Source organism: Pseudosulfitobacter pseudonitzschiae (assembly GCF_002222635.1).
GTDB classification, from domain to species: domain Bacteria; phylum Pseudomonadota; class Alphaproteobacteria; order Rhodobacterales; family Rhodobacteraceae; genus Pseudosulfitobacter; species Pseudosulfitobacter pseudonitzschiae_A.
This window is the reverse complement of the sequence record NZ_CP022416.1, coordinates 286,425-306,244: the sequence shown is the minus strand read 5'-3', so window position 1 is coordinate 306,244 and position 19,820 is coordinate 286,425. Positions and strand designations below refer to the sequence as shown.

The following is a 19,820-nucleotide window of genomic DNA, read 5'->3' as shown; positions in this document are numbered from 1 at the left end:
GCTCATAGTGCCACAATGCGCGACTGGTTCCCTGCAATGGCAACTCGCACCTCCGCAGATTGGCGAAAAACTTGTGCCCAAACGTCTCGGCCGAGGCGCTGGACCAGTGGTGTAACCTTCTCTGACAGTGGTTTGTCAATACCCTCTAGGCCTTGCTTCCATGACTTTGGCAATTGGTAGGGCCGTTCGATTTGCGGCTGATCGGGATGGGACGTCGCATCTTCTGTCTCTCGTTGGCTCAGCCCGAGGGGCCCAGACCTCGGCCCCCTTGGCCAAGTTTGTGCACCTTTGTAGAATGAACCCTTTTTATTCCGCCGTACGGCTGACCATAACATTGGAGCACATTGCCAACCGCTTGCAAGGTGTCATAGGCGACGGGCTCAAGCCTTGAAAGCACAACGCCACATTGCCTGCGCCTTCCCGCCTGTCCACCAGTGTAATTTGCCAAAGAACCCGCGTATGATTGGTGGTGTGTTTGTTGCCGCGGACCTAGTATGGCACCAACTAAGTTTCGAGAGGAGAAATCTCGCTATATGCCCCCTAAATTTGGCACCAGCGGCCTACGTGGTCTTGTCACTGAACTGACACCCGAGCTAATTGCTTCTTATGTGCGGGCCTTTGTCGCGGCATGCCCGCAAGGAGAAGCTGTGCACGTAGGGTGGGATCTGCGCCCTTCGTCGCCTGCTATCGCTGAAATGGTACTTCAAACGATCTGTGAATGCGGGCTAACCGCTGTGCGTTGCGGTCATGTGCCCACACCAGCGCTTGCCTTGGGCGCGATGAACGCAGGATGTGGTGCCGTGATGATTACCGGCAGCCACATCCCGGCCGACCGCAATGGATTGAAATTTTATCTTCCGGTCGGGGAGATTTCAAAAGAAGATGAAACCCAAATACTGGCGCTATTAGACCACCTGCCCGATCTGCCCGAACGCAAGGGTGACGAGAAAGTCAATCTTACCTGCGCCAATGACTATATCGCGCGCTACACTGACGCCTTTGGCAGTCACGCGCTCTCGGGCCTGCGCATTGGTGTCTACCAGCACAGCTCTGTTGCTCGTGAAATAATGGTTGCTGTGGTGCAAGGCTGTGGTGGTACGCCAGTCCCGCTAGCCTGGTCTGACACATTCATCCCCGTAGACACCGAAGCGGTCGCCCCTGAAACCCGCAGTCAACTGGCAACCTGGTGTACCGTCAATGCGCTGGATGCATTGATTTCCACCGATGGAGATGCTGACCGGCCAATGCTTATCGATGCCAATGGCGCCATAATCGCCGGTGACGTGCTTGGTCCAATTACCGCCCGGGCGCTGGGGGCGGATATCCTGTGTACTCCAGTCTCTTCAAACTCAATGATCAATCAAATGGATTGCTTCACTACCAATCGGCGCACCCGCATTGGCTCTCCCTATGTCATCGCTGCGATGGAGGACATTCTAGACGCAGATATTGAGGCCAAAGTGGTCGGTTACGAAGCAAATGGCGGCTTTTTGCTCGGCTTTAAGGCTGCAGGTCCAAACGGCTCGCTCGCTCCATTAATGACCCGTGACGGCCTGCTACCGCTTCTGACTCCGTTGGCCGCAGCCCGTGCCGCTGGAGTGACCATCGCCGAAATCGCTGCTGCCCTGCCGCCTTGTTTTACCGCTGCAGACCGCCTGCAGGGCGTTGACCAGAACCGATCGGAATTGTTTCTGAAGCAAATGAAACAAGACGCCGGTTACCGCGCCGCATTTTTCGCCTCCATGCCACCCGAGGTTGCTGTCGACAATAAAGATGGCCTGCGTGTGACGTTTCGAGGCGGTGACGTCATCCACTTGCGCCCCTCTGGCAACGCCCCCGAGTTTCGTTGCTACACCGAAGCCAACACTCATCAGGCCGCAGTCACACTTTTAGAGACACATCTTAGCGCATTGCGCGACAGGTTGACTTGATGAACAGGCCCAATTTGCTTCGAAGCACGAACCGAAGTTGGTCATCCATATGGCCGTCATTCCTTGGTTAAGGGGCCATGTGATGGCGCATTCAGTAAAATGTCATCAGTTAACCGATGGAAAGCCAAACAAGTCTTCTGCGTTTGTAACCAGCACCTTGGTGCGGTCTTGTTCTGGCACCCAGCCCAGCACCACGTCCAGCAGCGCGCCGTCGTCAGGATACTCTGCCGTGGTTTTGGCCAGATTGTGCGGCCAGTTTGTGCCCCAAATCACCCGATCCGAGGTGTGGCCAACCACCGCGCGCGTTATCGCTGCAATGTCGGAAAAATCGGGGGCGCCGGTTAATGAACTCTCGTAGCACCCGGCCAGCTTGTACCAGCATTTCCCGCCGTCAATTAGACGTTTGACACAAGCAATCTCGGGGCCATCTGGCGCAGCCCCGCGAAAGAACTTGCCGTGATGGTCCAGAATCCAACGGCTTTGCAGCGCCGCCAGACGGGCCTCGTGGTCCAGAATGTCCGACCCGTCAAACTGCACTGCCAACGTCCAACCGTAAGCCGCAGCCTTGGCGTCCACCGCCTCAAGTGCATCCAGCCCGACGGCACCGCCGGGCAAGTCCATAATCCGCGCGCCGACAATGCCGGCGTCGGTCATGGCCTGCATCTCGGCGTCTGTGGTGCTTGCATAAATGGCCGCGACCCCGCGTGCCATCTCACCCAGTTGTTTCACGCAAGCGATCAGGTTGCTGTTGTCACCCTGTTGCGCGTTGCCTTGGGTGATCACCACCCGCTCGATGCCCAGCCACTCGGCCATGCGCAGATACATATCCGGCGTCGGCAACGGATCCGCAGGGTTCGGCGGGCCACCGGGCAACGAAGGATATCCCGAAAGGTACATATGGCACTGTGTGTCCACCGTCCCCTTTGGTAGGGTAATGGCGGGCTTTGCTCCGGTCAGCTTGCGGTCGATCATGCGTCTTCTCCTGCGGCAAACTCGGTCAGCGTGGCGCGATTGATTTCGATCCCCAAACCGGGGCCATCGGGAATACGGACAATGCCGTTTTCATGTTCAATCGGCGTGGTGATCACCGCCTGCCGGAATGGGTTTTCTGTCCGGTCAAACTCCACAATCGGCTCGATCGGGTTCAGTCGCACAGGGTTGGGCACCATTGCCGCCATAAATTGCAACGACGCTGCGATTTGCACCGCCGTTCCCCAGACATGCGGCACCACGCGGATGTTATGCAACGCTGCCATATCGGCGATCCGCTTCATCTCGGTAAAACCGCCGCAACCGCACAGATCAGGTTGCAGAATGTCAACGCATCGCGTCTCGACCGGTTCGCGCATCCCCCAACGGGTGTGCCAAGTTTCGCCGCCTGCGATCGGAATCGGCTGCATGGTCCGCATCTCGCGATAGGCCGACAGGTGTTCGGGCGTGACCGGCTCTTCGAACCAGTCTATGTCGTATTCGGCGGCTGCGCGGCCAACCTTGATCGCTTCAACCGTGTCATAGCCGTGATTGCCGTCGATCATCAGACGCATGTCATCGCCCATTGCCGCGCGCACAGCGCGGATCACGGCCAGATCTTCGTCAAACCCGAAACCGATCTTGATCTTCATTGCGTGGAATCCGGCAGCACGGTGGCGCGCGGCCTCTTCGGTGTTGTCGGTCACACGGTCCACACCGTCACGTTTGAATCCACCGGTGGCATAGGCTTTGACCGACTCGCGAAAACGCCCGCCAAGCAGGGTCGAGACCGGCACACCAAAGTGCTTGCCCTTGATGTCCCACAGGGCCACGTCGATGCCCGACAGCGCTGTGACAGGCAGCCCCCGCTGCCCCTGATCGCGCAGCGCATTGTAAAGCACCGCCCATATCTTTTCCGTTTCCAGCGGGTCCATCCCGACCAGCCAGCCCGCATAGGTTTCCACCACAGCGCGGTTGGCGCGGGCCGGTCCCAGACATTCACCCCAGCCGGTCGTGCCATCCTCGCAAATGACCTCGACCAGCAGGTGTTGGCGCCGGTCGAACCGCATCGACGCACTCTCGAACGCGGTATCAAGCCGGTGTTCCAGCAGATGCGTGCGAACCGCTGCAATCTTCATCGCTTGTGCGTTCCGATCAGTTTTTCCATCATGTCCATCTCCGCTTCGGTCAGATCGGTCAGCGGTGACCGTACCGGTCCCACATCAAACCCTTGCAGGCGCACGCCCGCCTTGATTGCAGAGACGGCGTAGCCCTTGCTGCGGTTGCGGATTTCCATGAACGGATAGAAAAAACCATTCAAAATCTCTTCGCAACGGGTGCGGTCGCCCGCGCGCAAAGCGTCGTAGAATTCAATCGCCAGACCGGGAACAAAGTTGAACACAGCCGACGAATAGGTAGTGAAACCGGCACCCATATAGGCTTCGGCGAACAGTTCGGCGGTGGGCATACCACCCAGATACATCAGACGGTCGCCCATTTTGGCAGTGACCTGACGCACCAGACCAATATCGCCAGATCCGTCCTTGAACCCGATCAGGTTGGGGCATTCGTCGCACAGCCGCGCCACCGTGTCGGGGTGCAAAATGGAATTGTCGCGGTTGTAGACCATCACGCCGATACCAATCGACTGACAAACCCGTTTGACGTGCGCGTAAAGACCCTCTTGCGGAGCGTCGATCAGATAGTGGGGGATCAACAGAATGCCATCGGCACCGGCTTTTTCGGCCGCTTGCGCGATATCGACTGCAATCTCGGTGCCATATCCGCAGCCCGCAACAATCGGGATCGACCCCGACGATGCTTTGGCCGCCGTGACAATCTCGGGGATCTCGGAAGGTTTCAGCGAAAAGAATTCACCAGTGCCGCCTGCTGCAAACAGCGTGGCGGCAGGATATCGCGACAGCCAGCTTATGTGGTCCTCATAGACGGGGCGGTTGAACGCACCATCCGCGCCGAAAGGGGTGACAGGAAAAGACAGTAGTCCCGAACCGAGGGACGTTTTGAGATCATTCGGGTCCATAGTATGCTCCGGTGTTGCAATTTGTCTCAGGGGTAGCTGACCCAACAGATGTATGTCAACAACTTGTATGATCTATTTAGATGAGTCGCGCAAAAGACTGCGATATCTCTGCTGGCTTCCCCGCAGATGATGGCGCACAGCGTCGCGCGCGGCCTCGGCATCGCCTTGGGCGACGGCATCGGCAATGGCGCGATGTTCGGCAGAGATCAGCGCGATATAGCTGTCAGAGCTGCGCTGTCGCCCTGCCGCCTCAAGATTCGAGCGTGGAATCACAGTCTTGCCCATCACGTCCAGAAACTCGACAAAGCGGGGATTGTTCGTGGCCAAAGCCACCGCGCGGTGAAAGCGAAAGTCTGCTTCGGTCGTTGGTTCACCGCTCTGCGCAAGGGCGCGAATCTGCGCCTCGGCCTGATAGATCTCTTCTTCTTGCGCGGGAGAGCGGCGAACCGCAGCCAATGCCGCGGCCTCCATCTCAACAGCGGTTCTCAGCTCAAGTACCTCAATAATAGAAGAAATCTTGTCCACGTCCACCACTTGAAACGGGCGCACTTCGGGGTCTGCGGGCTCTAGCACAAAAACGCCCGCGCCCTGACGCGGCTCAACCAGACCATCGGCGCGCAATGTCGCGATGGCCTCGCGAATCACGGTGCGGGACACTGAAAACGCATCTGTCAGCCGCGCTTCTGATGGCAGCTTATCTCCAACCGCAAAGGTGCCGCTCGCGATCTGGTCGCGCAGCTGTACGACAACTTCGGCAACAAGATTGCCGCGCGCACGCGGCGACGCATGACGCGATGAGGGCGTTTTGCCTGCGGGTGTGGTGGCCATAACGAGACTCCTTTTCCCAAAGACTAAAGCGACATTGCGGGGAATTTGTCAAATCGTGGCTAAATTCATCATATGTGTTGACAATCTAACATATGATTCCGCATACATCGCCCCATCGGCGGCCATGAACCGCCACAAAAATCTGGGAGGATTTAATATGACATTTACCCGTATCGTACTGTCCGGTGCCATCGCTGCCCTCATTGCCGCACCGGCAATGGCAGATGAATGGCGTGGCTGGAACATTCACCCCGAGGATTATCCCAACTCGATCGCGCTCGAGACGTTCGCCAAGGAAGTCGCCGACAAGACCGAGGGCCGGATTACTCCCGCAGTCTACCACAACGCGGTTTTGGGCGATCAGCCCGACGCCATCGAACAGGTCCGCAACGGCGGTCTGGATTTCGCCAACTTCAATATGGGTCCGATGGGCCAGATCGTTCCGGCGACCAACGTGCTGTCACTGCCCTTCATCTTTCGCGATGTCGATCAGATGCACACCGTCATGGACGGTGAGATCGGCCAGCGTTTCTCGGATGCGCTTGCTGCCGAAGGTCTGGTTGCCCTGTCGTGGTTCGACAGCGGTTCGCGGTCTTTCTACAACACCAAAAAACCGATCGAGACACCTGCAGACGTCGAAGGCATGAAGTTTCGCGTGATGAACAACGATCTGTACGTCAACATGGTCGACCAGCTGGGCGGTAACGCCACACCAATGGCTTACGGCGAAGTTTACCAGTCGTTGAAAACCGGCGTGATCGACGGGGCTGAAAACAACTATCCCTCCTACGACAGCTCGAACCACTTCGAGGTCGCCAAATACTACTCGATCACCAACCACCTGATCATCCCCGAGTGTTTGTGCGTCTCGACCGCCACATGGGACGGGCTTTCGGACGCGGACAAAGACATCGTGAAGGCCGCAGCCGTCGCCGCCGCGCAAGAGCAGCGCACACTTTGGGCCGAACGTGAAAAAGTCAGCCGCGCCAAAGTCGAGGCAGCGGGTGTAGAGATCAATGAAGTGGCTGATCCCAAAGCGTTTCAGGATGCAATGGGGCCCGTCTACGAGGGTTTTATCAAGGCAAATCCCGACCTTGAAGTCCTGATCACTGACATTCAGTCGACCAACTGATCCCTTGGTTCCTGATACCCCGGTCCGTGCAACGGATCGGGGTCTTGCGTTTCCCCGGAGGCCTTCATGCCACTTCTGACCAATTTCGACGGGCCGCGGGGCCCGATCACCCGCATCCTCGACACCATCGCGCGGATTTGCATGATCGTCGCCGGCACGCAGATGGTGTTTTTGATCGCGATCTTCGGATGGTTGGTCTTCGGTCGCTACGTTTTGAACGACACACCCACTTGGGTGGAGCAGGCGGCCCTGCTGCTGGTGGTCTGGATCACCTTTCTGGGAGGCGCTGTTGGCGTGTGGACCAAATCCCACCTCTCGGTCGATTTCCTGCGCGAGATGATGCCCATGCCAATCCGTGTTCCCCTGCGCTGGGTCGCAGTGATCGGGGTCATTATTTTTGGCTACTACCTTGCCGCGCAGGGCTTTGATCTGGCGGAAAAAACATGGCGCCGCCGTATTCCGATGCTGGGCATCGCCGAAGGATGGAGGGCCGTTCCAATGGTCATCTGCGGCGTTCTGAGCGTGCTGTTTTCCCTTGTCCACCTTGCCGACCTTGCGCGCGGCATCGACCCTATGGAGCATTAAATGGGCCTTGCACTTCTTTTTGGCATTTTTGCCCTTGGTCTGATCGCAGGGATGCCGGTGGCCTTCGCCCTTGGCCTCGCCACTGTCGCCGGCTTCGTCTACGAAGGCTTACCGTTGTTCATCGGCTTTCAACGCATCCTGTCGGGCATTTCGGTGTTTTCCCTGCTGGCGATCCCGTTCTTCATCTTTGCAGGTGACCTGATGATGCAAGGCGGCATCGCGGGCCGTCTGGTCCGGCTGGCCGCCAGCGCAGTGGGCAGGGTCCGTGGCGGGCTGGGCGTGGTCAATGTGACCTCGTCCATGTTGTTTGGCGGCATTTCCGGTTCGGCCGTGGCAGACACCTCGGCCTTGGGCGCGATCCTGATGCCGGTGATGAAGGAAAAAGGCTATGACGCGGATTATGCGGTCAACGTCACTGTTACATCATCGGTCGCGGGTGTGGTGATCCCGCCTTCGCACAACATGATCCTGTTTGCCGTCGCAGCAGGTGGCGGCGTGTCGGTGTCGCAGTTGTTTCTCGCGGGTGTGGTGCCGGGTATCCTGATGTGCCTGTGTCTGGGCGTCGTGGCATGGTGGATTGCTGTCAAACGCGGTTACCCCTCCGAGGAATTTCCCGGCTGGTACGCCCTGTTGATCAGCTTTGCCGTAGCCATTCCCGGTCTGCTCACAGCCGTCATCATCGTCGGCGGCGTGCTATCGGGCGTCATGACCGTGACAGAATCCGGTGCCTTTGGCGCTATCTGGGCGCTGCTCGTCACCATCTTCGTCTACCGCGAACTGACATGGGAAGGCTTCAAGGCGGCGGTCATCAACTCGGTCCGCACCACGGCACTGGTGATGATGCTGGTGGCCACCGCGTCGGCCTTTGCCTATCTGCTGGCGCTTTACCGCGTGCCGGACAATCTGGCGACCTTCGTGACCTCGCTGTCGACGAACCCGCTGGTCATCCTGCTGCTGCTGAACCTGACGTTGCTGGTTCTGGGTATGATCATGGATATGGCCGCCCTTATCCTGATATGCACCCCCATCTTTCTGCCCGTCGTCGTCGGCATCGACATGGACCCGGTGCAATTCGGCGTTATCATGATGATGAACCTCGGGCTTGGCCTGTGTACGCCACCTGTGGGGGCCTGTCTTTTCGTCGGCTGCGTTGTCGGCGGGATCAGGATCGAGGAAGCGGTCAAGACGATCTGGCCCTTCTATCTTGCAATCCTGTTTGCGCTGCTGCTGGTCACCTATGTGCCCGCGATCTCGATGACCTTACCGAACTTGCTGAAATAAAGAGGATATTATGAAACGACTGCTGATCACCGGAGCCGCCGGAAACCTTGGCAAACTGGCCCGTGCCCGCCTGGGCCACATGGCCGACGTGCTGCGCCTGTCCGACATCTCCGACATGGACCCCGCAGGCCCCGACGAAGAAGTCGTGCCCTGCGATCTGGGTGATGAAGCCGCTGTTTACGATCTGGTCAAGGATTGCGATGCCATCCTGCATCTTGGTGGCGTGTCGGTCGAACGATCGTGGGACCAGATCCAGCGCGGCAATATCACCGGCGTCTACAACCTCTACGAGGCCGCCCGCGCCCACGGCATGCCCCGCATTCTGTTCGCCACCTCGAACCACACCATCGGCTATTACCGACAAGACGAAGTGCTGAACGTCACCGACCCGATGAAGCCCGACGGTCTCTACGGGGTGTCCAAATGCTTTGGCGAGGCGATGGCGTCGATGTACCATTCCAAGTTCGGCCAAGAGACCGCGTTGATCCGCATCGGGTCGTGCTTTGAAAAGCCCCGCGACCGGCGGATGCTGGCCACATGGATGTCGCCCGACGATTTCATCTCGCTGATCGAATGCGTGTTCCGCGCGCCGATGCTGGGCTGTCCGATCATCTGGGGCGTGTCCGACAACGATCTTGGCTGGTGGAACACCGACACCGCCAAGCTGATCGGCTGGCGGCCCAAGGACAACTCGGAAGCCTTCCGCGCCGAGATCGAAGCAACCCCCTGCCCGCCCGCCGATGCACCGCAAAGCGTCTATCAGGGTGGTCTGTTCACAGCCGAGCCGATCCACAAGGATTAAACCGAACGCGCCCTTCCGGTCCTTTGGCCGAAGGGCGCACATGGCTGGACCGCACTATCATCATGCGCCGAATTCATATTCTTTCGTAGTATTATGAATTTCAATCCTACTCGTTGATGCGGTATAGGTGCGCCATGACACACAGCACCCGAACCGACACCGCACGGCAGCTTGCCGCACTGGCCCACGACCGCATCCTGATCCTTGATGGCGCGATGGGTACGCAAATCCAAACCCTTGGCCTGTCCGAAGAGGATTACGCGGGGCACGGCTCGGGCCATGTGTGCAGGCACCACTCCGAACTCCCGCAAAAGGGCAACAATGATCTGTTGATCCTGACCCAGCCCGATGCGGTCGAGGAAATCCATTTCAATTTTGCCATGGCCGGTGCCGACATCGTCGAGACCAACACATTCTCCGCCACCACCATCGCGCAGGCCGATTATGGCATGGAAGACGCCGTTCACGACCTGAATGCCGATGGAGCGCGTATTGCCCGCCGCGCGATGGACCGAGCCACCGCGATCGACGGCAAACCGCGCTTTGTCGCCGGTGCCGTGGGCCCAACCAATCGCACCGCCTCGCTCAGTCCCGATGTGAATGACCCCGGCTATCGCGCCGTCACCTTCGACGATCTGCGCGTGGCTTATGGCCAGCAGGTACGCGGGCTGATCGCGGGCGGTGCCGATCTGATCCTGATCGAAACCATCTTTGACACGCTCAACGCCAAGGCCGCGATATTTGCCTGCTATGAAGCGTTCGAGGAACACGGCGCAAAGCTGCCGCTGATGATCTCGGGCACCATCACCGATGCCTCGGGGCGCACGTTGTCGGGCCAGACGCCCACCGCCTTCTGGCATTCTGTCAGCCACGCCCGCCCCTTTACCGTCGGGCTGAACTGCGCCCTTGGGGCCGCTGCAATGCGCCCGCACATCGCCGAACTGGCCGGTGTCGCCGACACGCTGATCTGCGCCTACCCCAACGCCGGCCTGCCCAATGCCTTTGGCGAATATGACGAAGGCCCGGACGAAACCGCCAGTCAGGTCGGTGAATTCGCCGCCGAAGGGTTGGTAAACATCGTTGGCGGCTGCTGTGGAACCACGCCCGACCACATCAAGGCCATCGCCGATGCCGTGGCCCAATACGCCCCCCGCAAACTGCGTGAAAAGGTGGCCGCATGACCCGTTACCTCCGCCTCTCGGGCCTCGAACCCTTTGTCCTGACCCCCGACATCCCCTTCGTGAACGTCGGCGAGCGCACCAATGTCACCGGCTCCGCCCGTTTTCGCAAACTGATCACCAACCGCGACTATGCCGCGGCTCTCGATGTGGCGCGCGATCAGGTGGAAAACGGCGCACAGATCATCGATATCAACATGGACGAGGGGCTGATCGACTCGAAGGCCGCGATGGTCGAGTTCCTGCACCTCGTCGCCTCTGAACCCGACATCGCCCGTGTGCCGATCATGATCGACAGCTCCAAATGGGAGGTGATCGAAGCGGGCCTGCAATGCGTGCAGGGCAAATCCGTCGTCAACTCGATCAGCATGAAAGAGGGCGAAGACGCATTCCGCCACCACGCGCGTCTCTGTCTGGCCTACGGTGCTGCGGTGGTCGTCATGGCCTTCGACGAAGACGGACAGGCCGACACCTGCGAGCGCAAAACCCAGATCTGCGAACGCGCTTACCGGATCCTTGTGGACGAAGTCGGCTTTCCGCCCGAAGACATCATCTTTGACCCAAACGTTTTTGCCGTCGCCACTGGCATCGAAGAGCACAACAACTACGGCGTCGATTTCATCGAAGCCACCCGCTGGATTCGCCAGAACCTGCCCCATGCCCATGTGTCGGGCGGGGTGTCGAACCTGTCGTTCTCATTCCGCGGCAACGACACCGTGCGCGAAGCGATGCATGCGGTGTTTCTGTATCACGCCATTCAGGCGGGCATGGACATGGGCATCGTCAACGCAGGGCAACTGGCCGTCTATGACCAGATCGACCCCGACCTGCGCGAACGGTGCGAAGATGTGGTGCTTAACCGATGCGACGACGCGACCGAACGGATGCTGGAAATTGCCGAACGCTTTCGCGGCGGCGCGCGCGAGGAAAAGGTGCGCGATCTGGCATGGCGCGACTGGACCGTCGAAAAGCGGCTGGAACACGCGCTGGTCAACGGCATCACCGAATTCATCGAAGCCGACACCGAGGAGGCGCGCCTGCAAGCAGAACGTCCTCTGCATGTGATCGAAGGCCCGTTGATGGCCGGAATGAACGTGGTTGGTGACCTGTTCGGCGCGGGCAAGATGTTCCTGCCGCAGGTGGTCAAATCGGCCCGCGTGATGAAACAGGCCGTCGCGATCCTGCTGCCCTATATGGAGGAAGAAAAGCGCCTGAACGGCGGTGTCGGTCGTGAAACCGCAGGCAAGGTTCTGATGGCCACGGTCAAGGGCGACGTGCATGACATCGGCAAGAACATCGTCGGCGTCGTTCTGGCCTGCAACAATTACGAGATCATCGATCTTGGCGTGATGGTCCCGCCGCAAAAGATCCTGCAAATCGCCCGCGATGAAAATGTCGACGTCATCGGCTTGTCCGGCCTGATCACGCCCAGCCTTGACGAGATGGCCCACATGGCCGCCGAGATGGAGCGCGAAGGCTTCGACATCCCGCTGCTCATCGGCGGTGCCACCACGTCCAAGGTGCATACCGCCGTCAAGATCGCCCCGCGCTACACCCGTGGGCAGGCAATCTATGTGCTGGATGCCAGCCGCGCGGTGGGCGTGGTCAGCCAGTTGCTCAGCGAGGATCGCAAGGCCGCCTATGTCGATGGAATCAAATCCGATTATATCGAAGTGACCGAGCGCCACGAACGTGCCGAACGCGCCAAGAAACGCGTGCCACTGGCCGAGGCGCGCGCCAATGCGATGAAGATCGACTGGAGCGATTACACCGTGCCCGCGCCCAAATTCACCGGTGCCAAGACAATCGACGACTGGGATCTGGCTGAAATCGCGGAATACATCGACTGGACACCGTTCTTCCGCACCTGGGAGCTGAAAGGCGTCTATCCGAAAATCCTCGAAGACGAGAAGCAGGGCGAAGCGGCCCGCGCGCTCTTTGTCGATGCCAAGGACATGCTGAAGCGGATCATTGACGAAAAATGGTTCGGCCCGCGCGCCGTCGTCGGCTTTTGGCCCGCAAATGCCCAAGGCGACGACATCAAGCTGTTCACCGACAACACGCGCAAAAACCCGCTGACCACCCTGCACACCCTGCGCCAGCAACACGCCAAGCGACCGGGACGCCCCAACATGGCACTCGCCGATTTCGTGGCTCCCGCAGGCACCGACGATTGGGTCGGTGGCTTCGTGGTAACAGCAGGCGCCGAAGAAGCCGAGATTTCCAAACGCTTCGACACCCAGAACGACAACTATTCCGCCATTCTGGTCAAGGCTCTGGCCGACCGTTTTGCCGAGGCCATGGCCGAAATGCTGCACCAGCGCGTGCGCCGCGACTATTGGGCCTATGCCCCCGACGAGGGTTTTGCCCCCGACGAGCTGATCGGTGAACCCTATCAAGGCATCCGCCCCGCTCCCGGCTATCCGGCGCAGCCGGACCACACCGAAAAACTGACTCTGTTCAGCCTGATGGACGCCGAGGCCGCAACCGGCGTCGAGTTGACGGAAAGCATGGCAATGTGGCCCGGATCATCGGTTTCGGGCCTCTATATCGCGCATCCCGACAGTTATTATTTTGGCGTGTCCAAGGTCGAGCGGGATCAGGTGCAGGACTATGCCAACCGCAAGGGTATGACGATGGAGGATATGGAACGCTGGCTTGCGCCAGTCCTGAACTATGTCCCGACCGCGCAAAATGGAATCGCCGCCGAGTAACCGGCGGCGATTGCGTCAAAAATCCCAATCCGCATCTTCGGTCGCGACCGCCTTGCCAATGACATAGGACGATCCCGAGCCGGAAAAGAAGTCGTGGTTTTCGTCCGCATTCGGGCTGAGGGCTGCCATGATCGCGGGGTTCACCTTGCACAATTCCTCGGGAAACAGCGCCTCGAAACCCAGATTTTGCAGCGCCTTGTTGGCATTGTAATGCAGGAAGTTTTTCACATCCTCGGTCAGCCCCAGCGGGTCATACAGCGTCTCGGTATATCGCGTTTCAATCTCGTACAGCTCGAACATCAACGAAAAGGCAAAGTCCTTCATCTCTGCCCGTTCGGCCTCGGTCAGCCGTTCCATCGCACGCTGGAATTTGTAGCCGATGTAATAGCCATGCACCGCTTCGTCGCGGATAATCAGCCGGATCAGATCGGCGGTGTTGGTCAGTCGCGCACGGCTGGACCAGTGCATCGGCAGATAGAAACCGGAATAGAACAGGAAACTTTCCAGAAACACGCTGGCGACCTTCTTGCGCAGCGGGTTCGAGGTGGCGTCGTATTCATCCAGGATCAGCCGTGATTTCTGCTGCAACTGCGCGTTTTCCTCTGACCAGCGAAACGCTTCGTCCACTTCGGCGGTCGAACACAGCGTCGAGAATATCGACGAATAAGACCGCGCATGAACCGCTTCCATAAAGGCGATATTGGTCAAAACGGCCTCTTCATGCGGCGTGACCGCATCAGCCATCAGCGCAGGCGCACCCACGGTGTTCTGGATCGTATCCAGCAGCGTCAGGCCGGTAAACACGCGGATCGTCAGCCGCTGTTCTTCCTCGGTCAGTTGCGACCAGCTTTGAATGTCATTCGACAGCGGCATTTTTTCCGGCAGCCAGAAATTCACCGTCAGACGGTTCCAGATTTCCAGATCCTTGTCGTCCTGCAAACGGTTCCAGTTGATCGCACGTGGCACGGGGCGGGCATGTATCATGTCTTTCATTGCGGTCCTCACAGCGAACAAGAGACGCAGCCTTGCACCTCGGTTCCTTCCAGCGCCATCTGGCGAAGGCGGATGTAATAAATTGTTTTGATGCCCTTTTTCCACGCATAGATCTGGGCACGGTTGATGTCACGGGTGCTGGCGGTGTCCTTGAAAAACAGGGTCAGCGACAGCCCCTGATCCACATGCTGCGTGGCTGCGGCATAGGTGTCGATGATCGCCTCGGGGCCGATTTCATAGGCATCCTTGTAATACTCAAGGTTGTCGTTGGTCATGAATGCCGCCGGATAGTAGACGCGCCCGATCTTGCCCTCTTTGCGGATTTCGACCTTGGACGTGATCGGATGGATCGACGAGGTCGAATTATTGATATAGCTGATCGACCCCGTCGGCGGCACCGCTTGCAGATTGCGGTTGAACAGCCCGTCGGCCATCACCGCATCGCGCAATTCAGACCACTGCGCACGCGTCGGCAGCGCAACGCCGAACCGGTCAAACAAGGCCGTCACACTATCCGTTTCGGGCAGCCAATCGCGTTCGACGTATTTGTCGAAAAAGCTGCCATCGGCATATTGCGACTGCGCAAAGCCTGCAAAACTGCGCCCGCGTTCACGCGCCAGCGCATTCGATGCGCGCAGACAGTGGAACAGTACGGTGGCGAAATAAATGTTGGTGAAATCCACGCCCTCGACACTGCCATAGTGAATGCGTTCGCGCGCCAGAAACCCGTGCAGGTTCATCTGGCCCAGCCCGATGGCATGGCTTTCGTCATTGCCGCGCCGCACCGATGGCACGGACTCTATCGACGACAGTTCCGATACAGCATTCAGCGCCCGTATCGCCACCTCGACCGTACCACCCAGATTGCCGCCGTCCATCGCGCGGGCAATGTTCAGCGACCCCAGATTGCACGAAATATCGGTGCCCAAGTGCTGGTAGCTCAGGTCGTCATTGAACTGCGAAGCCTCGTTCACCTGCAAGATTTCCGAACACAGGTTCGACATGGCGATGCGCCCCTCGATGGGGTTGGCGCGGTTCACAGTGTCTTCGAACATGATGTAGGGATAGCCCGATTCGAACTGGATCTCGGCCACCGCCTGGAAAAACGCACGGGCGTTGATCTTTTTCTTGCGTATCTTGGGGTTGGCCACCATCTCGTGATATTTCTCGGTCACCGAAATATCCGAGAGCGGCACGCCGTACACCTTTTCCACGTCATGCGGCGAAAACAGGTACATATCTTCGTTCTTCTTGGCCAACTCGAAGGTGATATCGGGCACGACCACACCCAGCGACAGCGTCTTGATGCGGATTTTCTCGTCCGCATTCTCGCGTTTGGTGTCCAGGAACCGCAAAATGTCGGGATGGTGCGCGTTCATGTAAACCGCCCCCGCCCCCTGTCGTGCGCCCAGCTGGTTGGCATAGGAAAAACTGTCTTCCAGCAGCTTCATCACCGGAATCACACCCGAAGACTGATTTTCGATGCCTTTGATCGGCGCGCCGTGTTCGCGGATATTCGTCAGCATCAACGCTACGCCACCACCGCGCTTCGACAGTTGCAGCGCCGAATTGATCCCGCGCCCGATGCTTTCCATATTGTCCTCAAGCCGCAGCAGAAAACACGAAATCAGCTCGCCGCGCTGCGCCTTGCCCGCGTTCAGAAACGTCGGCGTCGCGGGTTGGAAACGCCCGTCGATAATCTCTTCCATCAAACGCATGGCATCGTCTTCACTGCCACGCGCCAAGGCCAGCGCCACCATCACCACACGGTCCTCGAACCGTTCAAGGTACCGTTTTCCGTCCAGCGTTTTCAGCGTGTAGCTGGTGTAATATTTGAACGCGCCCAGAAACGTCGAAAAGCGGAACTTCTTGGCAAAGGCCGCCGCCCAGATGCGGTGCAAGAACGGACGGTCATATTGGGTCAGCACGCTGTCTTCGTAGAACCCTTCGGCCACCAGATAATCCAGCTTTTCGTCCAGCGAATGAAAGAACACGGTGTTCTGGTTCACATGCTGCAAGAAATACTGCCGCGCGGCCATGCGGTCGGCGTCAAACCGGATGTGCCCGTTGTCGTCGTACAGGTTCAGCATCGCGTTCAGCGCGTGATAATCCAGCCCCTGCCATTCCAAAGGCACCGCCCGTGCGGGCGCGCTGTCGGTCAGCTCGCGGTCGAGAGTTGCGTTTTCCAAAACCTGTCCAATCCATGTGTCACGCGGTCGACATCCCCGTCGGTTCCCGCCAGTTCAAAACGATACAGCACCGGCACCGCGCATTTGGCGGCGATCACATCACCGGCCATTGCATAGGTGGCACCGAAATTCCGGTTGCCCGAGGCGATAACCCCGCGCAACAGCGCACGATTGTGTGCGATATTCAAAAAGCGGATCACCTGTTTGGGCACCGCACCCCGCCCCTGCCCGTCGGCAAAGGTGGGTGTGACCAGCACAAAGGGGCCGTCGGACACAGGCATCGCATCCGCGTCATCCACCGGAATCCGCAGGGCCGCCAGCCCCGTGCGATCAATAAAACGACGCGTGTTTTCGGACCGCGACGAGAAATAGATCAGTCCCCCCACCGGCTCCGCCTGCCCTAGATCATTGCGCTGATTTTGTCGGGGCGGAAACCGGCCCAATGATCGTCGCCGGCCACAACCACAGGTGCCTGCCGGTAACCCAGCCCTTGCACCACTTCCATCGCGGCGGCGTCTTCGGTCAGGTCGATCACGGAAAACGCAATCCCCCGCGCCTCAAGCGCTCGGGTGGTGGCGGTGCATTGAACGCAGGCCGGTTTGGAATAGACGGTGATGGTCATTTGGCTGTCCCTTTGTGGTTTAAACCCGAACGGAGGGGACACGAAAACAGACACCTTCGTGCCCGATTGCGCGTCCGGGCCCTCCGCCACGGCGTCATCTTTCATGCTTTGGCAGGTCTCCTGACTTGCGGCTCGAACGTCTTGGCCCGCCTTCCCGATGCGGCTGCACCAGTGGTATCGGACGTCGACTTGCCGCTTACAGTTGCGGGGGCAGCGCCGGATTTTAACCGGCTTCCCTTTTCACCGACGAGATGAATCGCCGGAACCAAAGCAACATCATTTTGGGTGTCATGGGGGGCAGATGTCAACATGTAGATACCCGCGCGCCGCGAATTACCTGTGGACAAAATTTAAAGGGCCGCTTTTTCAGCCGCTCTTGTCGCTTTCTATTCTCGTGGGTACGGGGCTTTTGCAGCCTGATCCGTCAAAGGGCCTCAGCACATCGACGGCATTGACACGCCATATTCTGCGGCGCTTTGTTCAAGGCGCGCAAAGACTTCTTGTGGCAAGCGCACTGTGCCCCCTTGGGCTGCTTTCAGCGCCGCGCTGGCGCGGTCGCCGGGAACGCGGACGGGGCGGGCAGCGTCAAGCGGGCGGTTTGCGCGGCAAAGATCGTTCAGGTGCGAAACCTCGCGTTCAAACGCCTCTTTTCCGGCAAATGCTTCGGGGTCCATGACCTGCAAAAACACATTGCCGCCCCAACGTTCGGGTTCTTCGGCGCGACCGTGGCCCGACAATCCCTGCGACAGCATCTCGACCATCAACGCCAGACCAAAGCCCTTATGACCATGATCGCTGCCCCCCACCGGCTGGATGCTGCCGCGCAGATCGGCGTTGATCACATTGGGATCGGTCGTGGCATTGCCCGCCGCATCCAGCATCCAAGGATGGGCGAATTGGACGCCGGTGTTGATCAGCTCGCGCACTTTGGACACCGTGGTGATCGACGCGCAGGTGTCGATCAGAACCGGATGCTCGCGCGATGGATAACCGATGGCCCAAGGGTTCGGCGTCAGCAGCGGTTCGGTCCCGCCATAGGGGGCCACCCATTTGCCTGACGGATCAGAGGTGGCGATATAGCACACAAAACCGCGATCTGCCGCAATGCGCGTCAGCGTCGACAGACACCCGATATGGTGCGCGCGCCGCATCGACAGGGCCGCCATCCCGAACTCGGTCGCGCGCGCCATGCACACATCCAGTGCCTGCTGCATCAGCCAGTGACCGGGCAGATAGGTGCCATCCCAAACCATCGTCACTTTGCGGTCTTGCACCACCTCATAGCTGCCCTCCGAGGTCATCATCCCCGCCTTCAGCTCGGGCAGGTAATAGGGCACCATCGACGTGCCGTGCGTGGTCACGCCCAACTCATCGGTCTGCACCAACAATTCGGCGACCACTTCGGCTTTGGCCGGTTCCAGCCCCGCATTGGTCAGCAGGGTCAGGGCCAGATTGAAAAGATCGTCACGTTTGAATGTCGCTGTGTTCATATCGGTGCCCTTATGTGTTGGAAAAGCTGAGTTGAACTTTCACCGCGCCAGACCGGTTTCCAGCCGCCTCAAAGGCTTCGATGGCGCGGTCCAGCGGATAGGTGCCGGTGATGATCGGCGTGACGTCGATGCGCTGCTCCGAGATCATGTTAACCGCATCGGCAAATTCGGTGTCGAACCGCTGGGTGCCGCAATACGAGATTTCCTTGCCCACAAGCATGTTCAGCGGCACCGGAACGTCACCCGAAACACCAACTTGCACCAAACGCCCCTGCGGGCGCAGGCAGGTGATCGCGGATTTGATCGCGGGGGCCGCGGCCGAGCATTCAAAGGCTACGTCGAAATACCCTTTGCCCTCGGCATAGACATCCAGATCGGCGGCGTTGGTGGCCACGTTCACGGTGCGCGTGGCACCCATGCGGCGGGCAACCTCCAGCGTAAAGTCTTGCAGGTCGGTCACAACAACCTCGGCGGCACCGGCCTCGATTGCAACAGCGGCGCAAAGCGTGCCGATTGGCCCCGCCCCTGTCACCAGCACGCGCGCGTCCTGCAAATCACCGGCGCGGTTGCGTGCGTGCAGACAAACGGCCAGCGGCTCGGCGCAGGCGGCTTCGTTCAGGCTGACGCCAACACCAACCGGCACACATTGGCGTGCTTCGACCACGATATGATCGCGGAAAAGCCCCTGTTCATGCGGCATCCGCATGGCCGATCCGTTAAAACGCATTTCAAGGCAATGCACCGGCAGACCCTTGTGGCAATATTCGCATTTACCACATGGACGGCTGGGATTGATCGCAACCGCATTTCCGGCTGCAAGACCCGTCACATCCGGCCCCACGGCAACCACGGTGCCCGATGCCTCATGTCCCAGAATGATCGGTTCGCGCACACGGATCGGACCAAAGCCGCCATGCTGGTAATAATGCAGATCCGACCCGCAGATGCCCCCCGCAGCAAGGGCCAACAGCACCTCACCCGGGCCGGGATCAGCCACAGTTGCGGTTTCGATGCGAATGTCGTTCTCACCATACAGGCGGCAAACTCGGGCTTCCATGACAGGCT

The 19,820-nt window shown here is 59.1% G+C and carries 17 protein-coding genes and 1 riboswitch; of the genes, 7 read left to right on the top strand and 10 right to left on the bottom strand.

Translation table 11 applies throughout. The features are described from left to right. Positions 1 to 533: 533 nt before the first annotated feature. Positions 534 to 1,931 carry a phosphomannomutase gene (locus SULPSESMR1_RS19045; RefSeq protein ID WP_089422647.1) on the top strand — a complete coding sequence of 466 codons (1,398 nt, stop codon included), beginning with the start codon at positions 534 to 536 and terminating at the stop codon, positions 1,929 to 1,931. A gap of 105 nt (positions 1,932 to 2,036) precedes the next feature. Here the strand turns inward: SULPSESMR1_RS19045 and SULPSESMR1_RS19040 are convergent, their stop codons facing one another. From SULPSESMR1_RS19040 to SULPSESMR1_RS19025, 4 genes are all read right to left on the bottom strand, one after another. Beyond that, positions 2,037 to 2,903: an amidohydrolase family protein gene (locus tag SULPSESMR1_RS19040; RefSeq protein ID WP_089422646.1), complete on the bottom strand. Its 867-nt coding sequence runs from the start codon at positions 2,901 to 2,903 to the stop codon at positions 2,037 to 2,039. Next, the gene (locus SULPSESMR1_RS19035; protein ID WP_089422645.1) at positions 2,900 to 4,039 is read right to left on the bottom strand and encodes a mandelate racemase/muconate lactonizing enzyme family protein; all 1,140 of its coding nucleotides are present in this window, start codon (positions 4,037 to 4,039) and stop codon (positions 2,900 to 2,902) included. The genes SULPSESMR1_RS19040 and SULPSESMR1_RS19035 overlap by 4 nt, the downstream gene beginning before the upstream one ends. After that, positions 4,036 to 4,941 carry a 5-dehydro-4-deoxyglucarate dehydratase gene (kdgD, locus tag SULPSESMR1_RS19030; protein WP_089422644.1) on the bottom strand — a complete coding sequence of 302 codons (906 nt, stop codon included), beginning with the start codon at positions 4,939 to 4,941 and terminating at the stop codon, positions 4,036 to 4,038. The genes SULPSESMR1_RS19035 and kdgD overlap by 4 nt, the downstream gene beginning before the upstream one ends. Before the next feature lie 72 nt (positions 4,942 to 5,013). Further along, positions 5,014 to 5,769: a FadR/GntR family transcriptional regulator gene (locus SULPSESMR1_RS19025; RefSeq protein WP_089422643.1), complete on the bottom strand. Its 756-nt coding sequence runs from the start codon at positions 5,767 to 5,769 to the stop codon at positions 5,014 to 5,016. Positions 5,770 to 5,926: 157 nt separating this feature from the next. Between SULPSESMR1_RS19025 and SULPSESMR1_RS19020 the strand changes: the two genes are divergently transcribed. From SULPSESMR1_RS19020 to metH, 6 genes are all read left to right on the top strand, one after another. Then, complete coding sequence (locus tag SULPSESMR1_RS19020) at positions 5,927 to 6,901, top strand: TRAP transporter substrate-binding protein (RefSeq protein ID WP_089422642.1); 975 nt, start codon at positions 5,927 to 5,929, stop codon at positions 6,899 to 6,901. Positions 6,902 to 6,967: 66 nt separating this feature from the next. After that, a complete protein-coding gene (locus tag SULPSESMR1_RS19015) occupies positions 6,968 to 7,486 on the top strand; it encodes a TRAP transporter small permease (protein ID WP_089422641.1) in 519 nt (172 codons plus the stop codon). After that, positions 7,487 to 8,767 carry a TRAP transporter large permease gene (locus SULPSESMR1_RS19010; RefSeq protein ID WP_089422640.1) on the top strand — a complete coding sequence of 427 codons (1,281 nt, stop codon included), beginning with the start codon at positions 7,487 to 7,489 and terminating at the stop codon, positions 8,765 to 8,767. A gap of 10 nt (positions 8,768 to 8,777) precedes the next feature. Beyond that, on the top strand, positions 8,778 to 9,569 hold the full coding sequence (locus SULPSESMR1_RS19005; RefSeq protein ID WP_089422639.1) for an NAD-dependent epimerase/dehydratase family protein: 792 nt from the start codon (positions 8,778 to 8,780) through the stop codon (positions 9,567 to 9,569). 134 nt (positions 9,570 to 9,703) lie between these two features. Beyond that, positions 9,704 to 10,750 (top strand): homocysteine S-methyltransferase family protein, encoded by a 1,047-nt coding sequence (locus tag SULPSESMR1_RS19000; protein WP_162791890.1) that lies wholly within the window; start codon positions 9,704 to 9,706, stop codon positions 10,748 to 10,750. Then, a complete protein-coding gene (gene metH, locus SULPSESMR1_RS18995; RefSeq protein WP_089422637.1) occupies positions 10,747 to 13,461 on the top strand; it encodes a methionine synthase in 2,715 nt (904 codons plus the stop codon). The genes SULPSESMR1_RS19000 and metH overlap by 4 nt, the downstream gene beginning before the upstream one ends. A 15-nt stretch (positions 13,462 to 13,476) precedes the next feature. Here metH and nrdF read toward each other — a convergent pair whose 3' ends face one another. The 6 genes from nrdF to SULPSESMR1_RS18965 all read right to left on the bottom strand — a co-directional run bounded on the left by nrdF (position 13,477) and on the right by SULPSESMR1_RS18965 (position 19,812). Further along, positions 13,477 to 14,454 (bottom strand): class 1b ribonucleoside-diphosphate reductase subunit beta, encoded by a 978-nt coding sequence (gene nrdF / locus SULPSESMR1_RS18990; RefSeq protein WP_089422636.1) that lies wholly within the window; start codon positions 14,452 to 14,454, stop codon positions 13,477 to 13,479. 8 nt (positions 14,455 to 14,462) lie between these two features. After that, positions 14,463 to 16,544 (bottom strand): class 1b ribonucleoside-diphosphate reductase subunit alpha, encoded by a 2,082-nt coding sequence (nrdE, locus tag SULPSESMR1_RS18985; protein WP_205387985.1) that lies wholly within the window; start codon positions 16,542 to 16,544, stop codon positions 14,463 to 14,465. A gap of 68 nt (positions 16,545 to 16,612) precedes the next feature. Beyond that, positions 16,613 to 17,029 carry a class Ib ribonucleoside-diphosphate reductase assembly flavoprotein NrdI gene (nrdI, locus tag SULPSESMR1_RS18980; RefSeq protein ID WP_089422634.1) on the bottom strand — a complete coding sequence of 139 codons (417 nt, stop codon included), beginning with the start codon at positions 17,027 to 17,029 and terminating at the stop codon, positions 16,613 to 16,615. A gap of 14 nt (positions 17,030 to 17,043) precedes the next feature. After that, positions 17,044 to 17,265 (bottom strand): glutaredoxin-like protein NrdH, encoded by a 222-nt coding sequence (gene nrdH / locus SULPSESMR1_RS18975; RefSeq protein ID WP_089422761.1) that lies wholly within the window; start codon positions 17,263 to 17,265, stop codon positions 17,044 to 17,046. A 93-nt stretch (positions 17,266 to 17,358) separates the two neighbouring features. Beyond that, positions 17,359 to 17,550: riboswitch (cobalamin riboswitch) on the bottom strand. A 149-nt stretch (positions 17,551 to 17,699) separates the two neighbouring features. Next, positions 17,700 to 18,755 carry an Ldh family oxidoreductase gene (locus tag SULPSESMR1_RS18970; protein WP_089422633.1) on the bottom strand — a complete coding sequence of 352 codons (1,056 nt, stop codon included), beginning with the start codon at positions 18,753 to 18,755 and terminating at the stop codon, positions 17,700 to 17,702. Between the two features lie 10 nt (positions 18,756 to 18,765). Beyond that, entirely contained in the window at positions 18,766 to 19,812 is a 1,047-nt protein-coding gene (locus tag SULPSESMR1_RS18965) for an L-idonate 5-dehydrogenase (RefSeq protein ID WP_089422632.1), read from the bottom strand. Positions 19,813 to 19,820: the final 8 nt, after the last annotated feature.

What these genes read in the sequence shown, in the direction of transcription:
- SULPSESMR1_RS19045 (WP_089422647.1), top strand. Translation starts at nt 534, where the DNA reads ATGCCCCCTAAATTTGGCACCAGCGGCCTACGTGGTCTTGTCACTGAA.
- SULPSESMR1_RS19040 (WP_089422646.1), bottom strand. Translation starts at nt 2,903, where the DNA reads ATGATCGACCGCAAGCTGACCGGAGCAAAGCCCGCCATTACCCTACCA.
- SULPSESMR1_RS19035 (WP_089422645.1), bottom strand. Translation starts at nt 4,039, where the DNA reads ATGAAGATTGCAGCGGTTCGCACGCATCTGCTGGAACACCGGCTTGAT.
- kdgD (WP_089422644.1), bottom strand. Translation starts at nt 4,941, where the DNA reads ATGGACCCGAATGATCTCAAAACGTCCCTCGGTTCGGGACTACTGTCT.
- SULPSESMR1_RS19025 (WP_089422643.1), bottom strand. Translation starts at nt 5,769, where the DNA reads ATGGCCACCACACCCGCAGGCAAAACGCCCTCATCGCGTCATGCGTCG.
- SULPSESMR1_RS19020 (WP_089422642.1), top strand. Translation starts at nt 5,927, where the DNA reads ATGACATTTACCCGTATCGTACTGTCCGGTGCCATCGCTGCCCTCATT.
- SULPSESMR1_RS19015 (WP_089422641.1), top strand. Translation starts at nt 6,968, where the DNA reads ATGCCACTTCTGACCAATTTCGACGGGCCGCGGGGCCCGATCACCCGC.
- SULPSESMR1_RS19010 (WP_089422640.1), top strand. Translation starts at nt 7,487, where the DNA reads ATGGGCCTTGCACTTCTTTTTGGCATTTTTGCCCTTGGTCTGATCGCA.
- SULPSESMR1_RS19005 (WP_089422639.1), top strand. Translation starts at nt 8,778, where the DNA reads ATGAAACGACTGCTGATCACCGGAGCCGCCGGAAACCTTGGCAAACTG.
- SULPSESMR1_RS19000 (WP_162791890.1), top strand. Translation starts at nt 9,704, where the DNA reads ATGACACACAGCACCCGAACCGACACCGCACGGCAGCTTGCCGCACTG.
- metH (WP_089422637.1), top strand. Translation starts at nt 10,747, where the DNA reads ATGACCCGTTACCTCCGCCTCTCGGGCCTCGAACCCTTTGTCCTGACC.
- nrdF (WP_089422636.1), bottom strand. Translation starts at nt 14,454, where the DNA reads ATGAAAGACATGATACATGCCCGCCCCGTGCCACGTGCGATCAACTGG.
- nrdE (WP_205387985.1), bottom strand. Translation starts at nt 16,544, where the DNA reads ATGCTGAACCTGTACGACGACAACGGGCACATCCGGTTTGACGCCGAC.
- nrdH (WP_089422761.1), bottom strand. Translation starts at nt 17,265, where the DNA reads ATGACCATCACCGTCTATTCCAAACCGGCCTGCGTTCAATGCACCGCC.
- SULPSESMR1_RS18970 (WP_089422633.1), bottom strand. Translation starts at nt 18,755, where the DNA reads ATGAACACAGCGACATTCAAACGTGACGATCTTTTCAATCTGGCCCTG.
- SULPSESMR1_RS18965 (WP_089422632.1), bottom strand. Translation starts at nt 19,812, where the DNA reads ATGGAAGCCCGAGTTTGCCGCCTGTATGGTGAGAACGACATTCGCATC.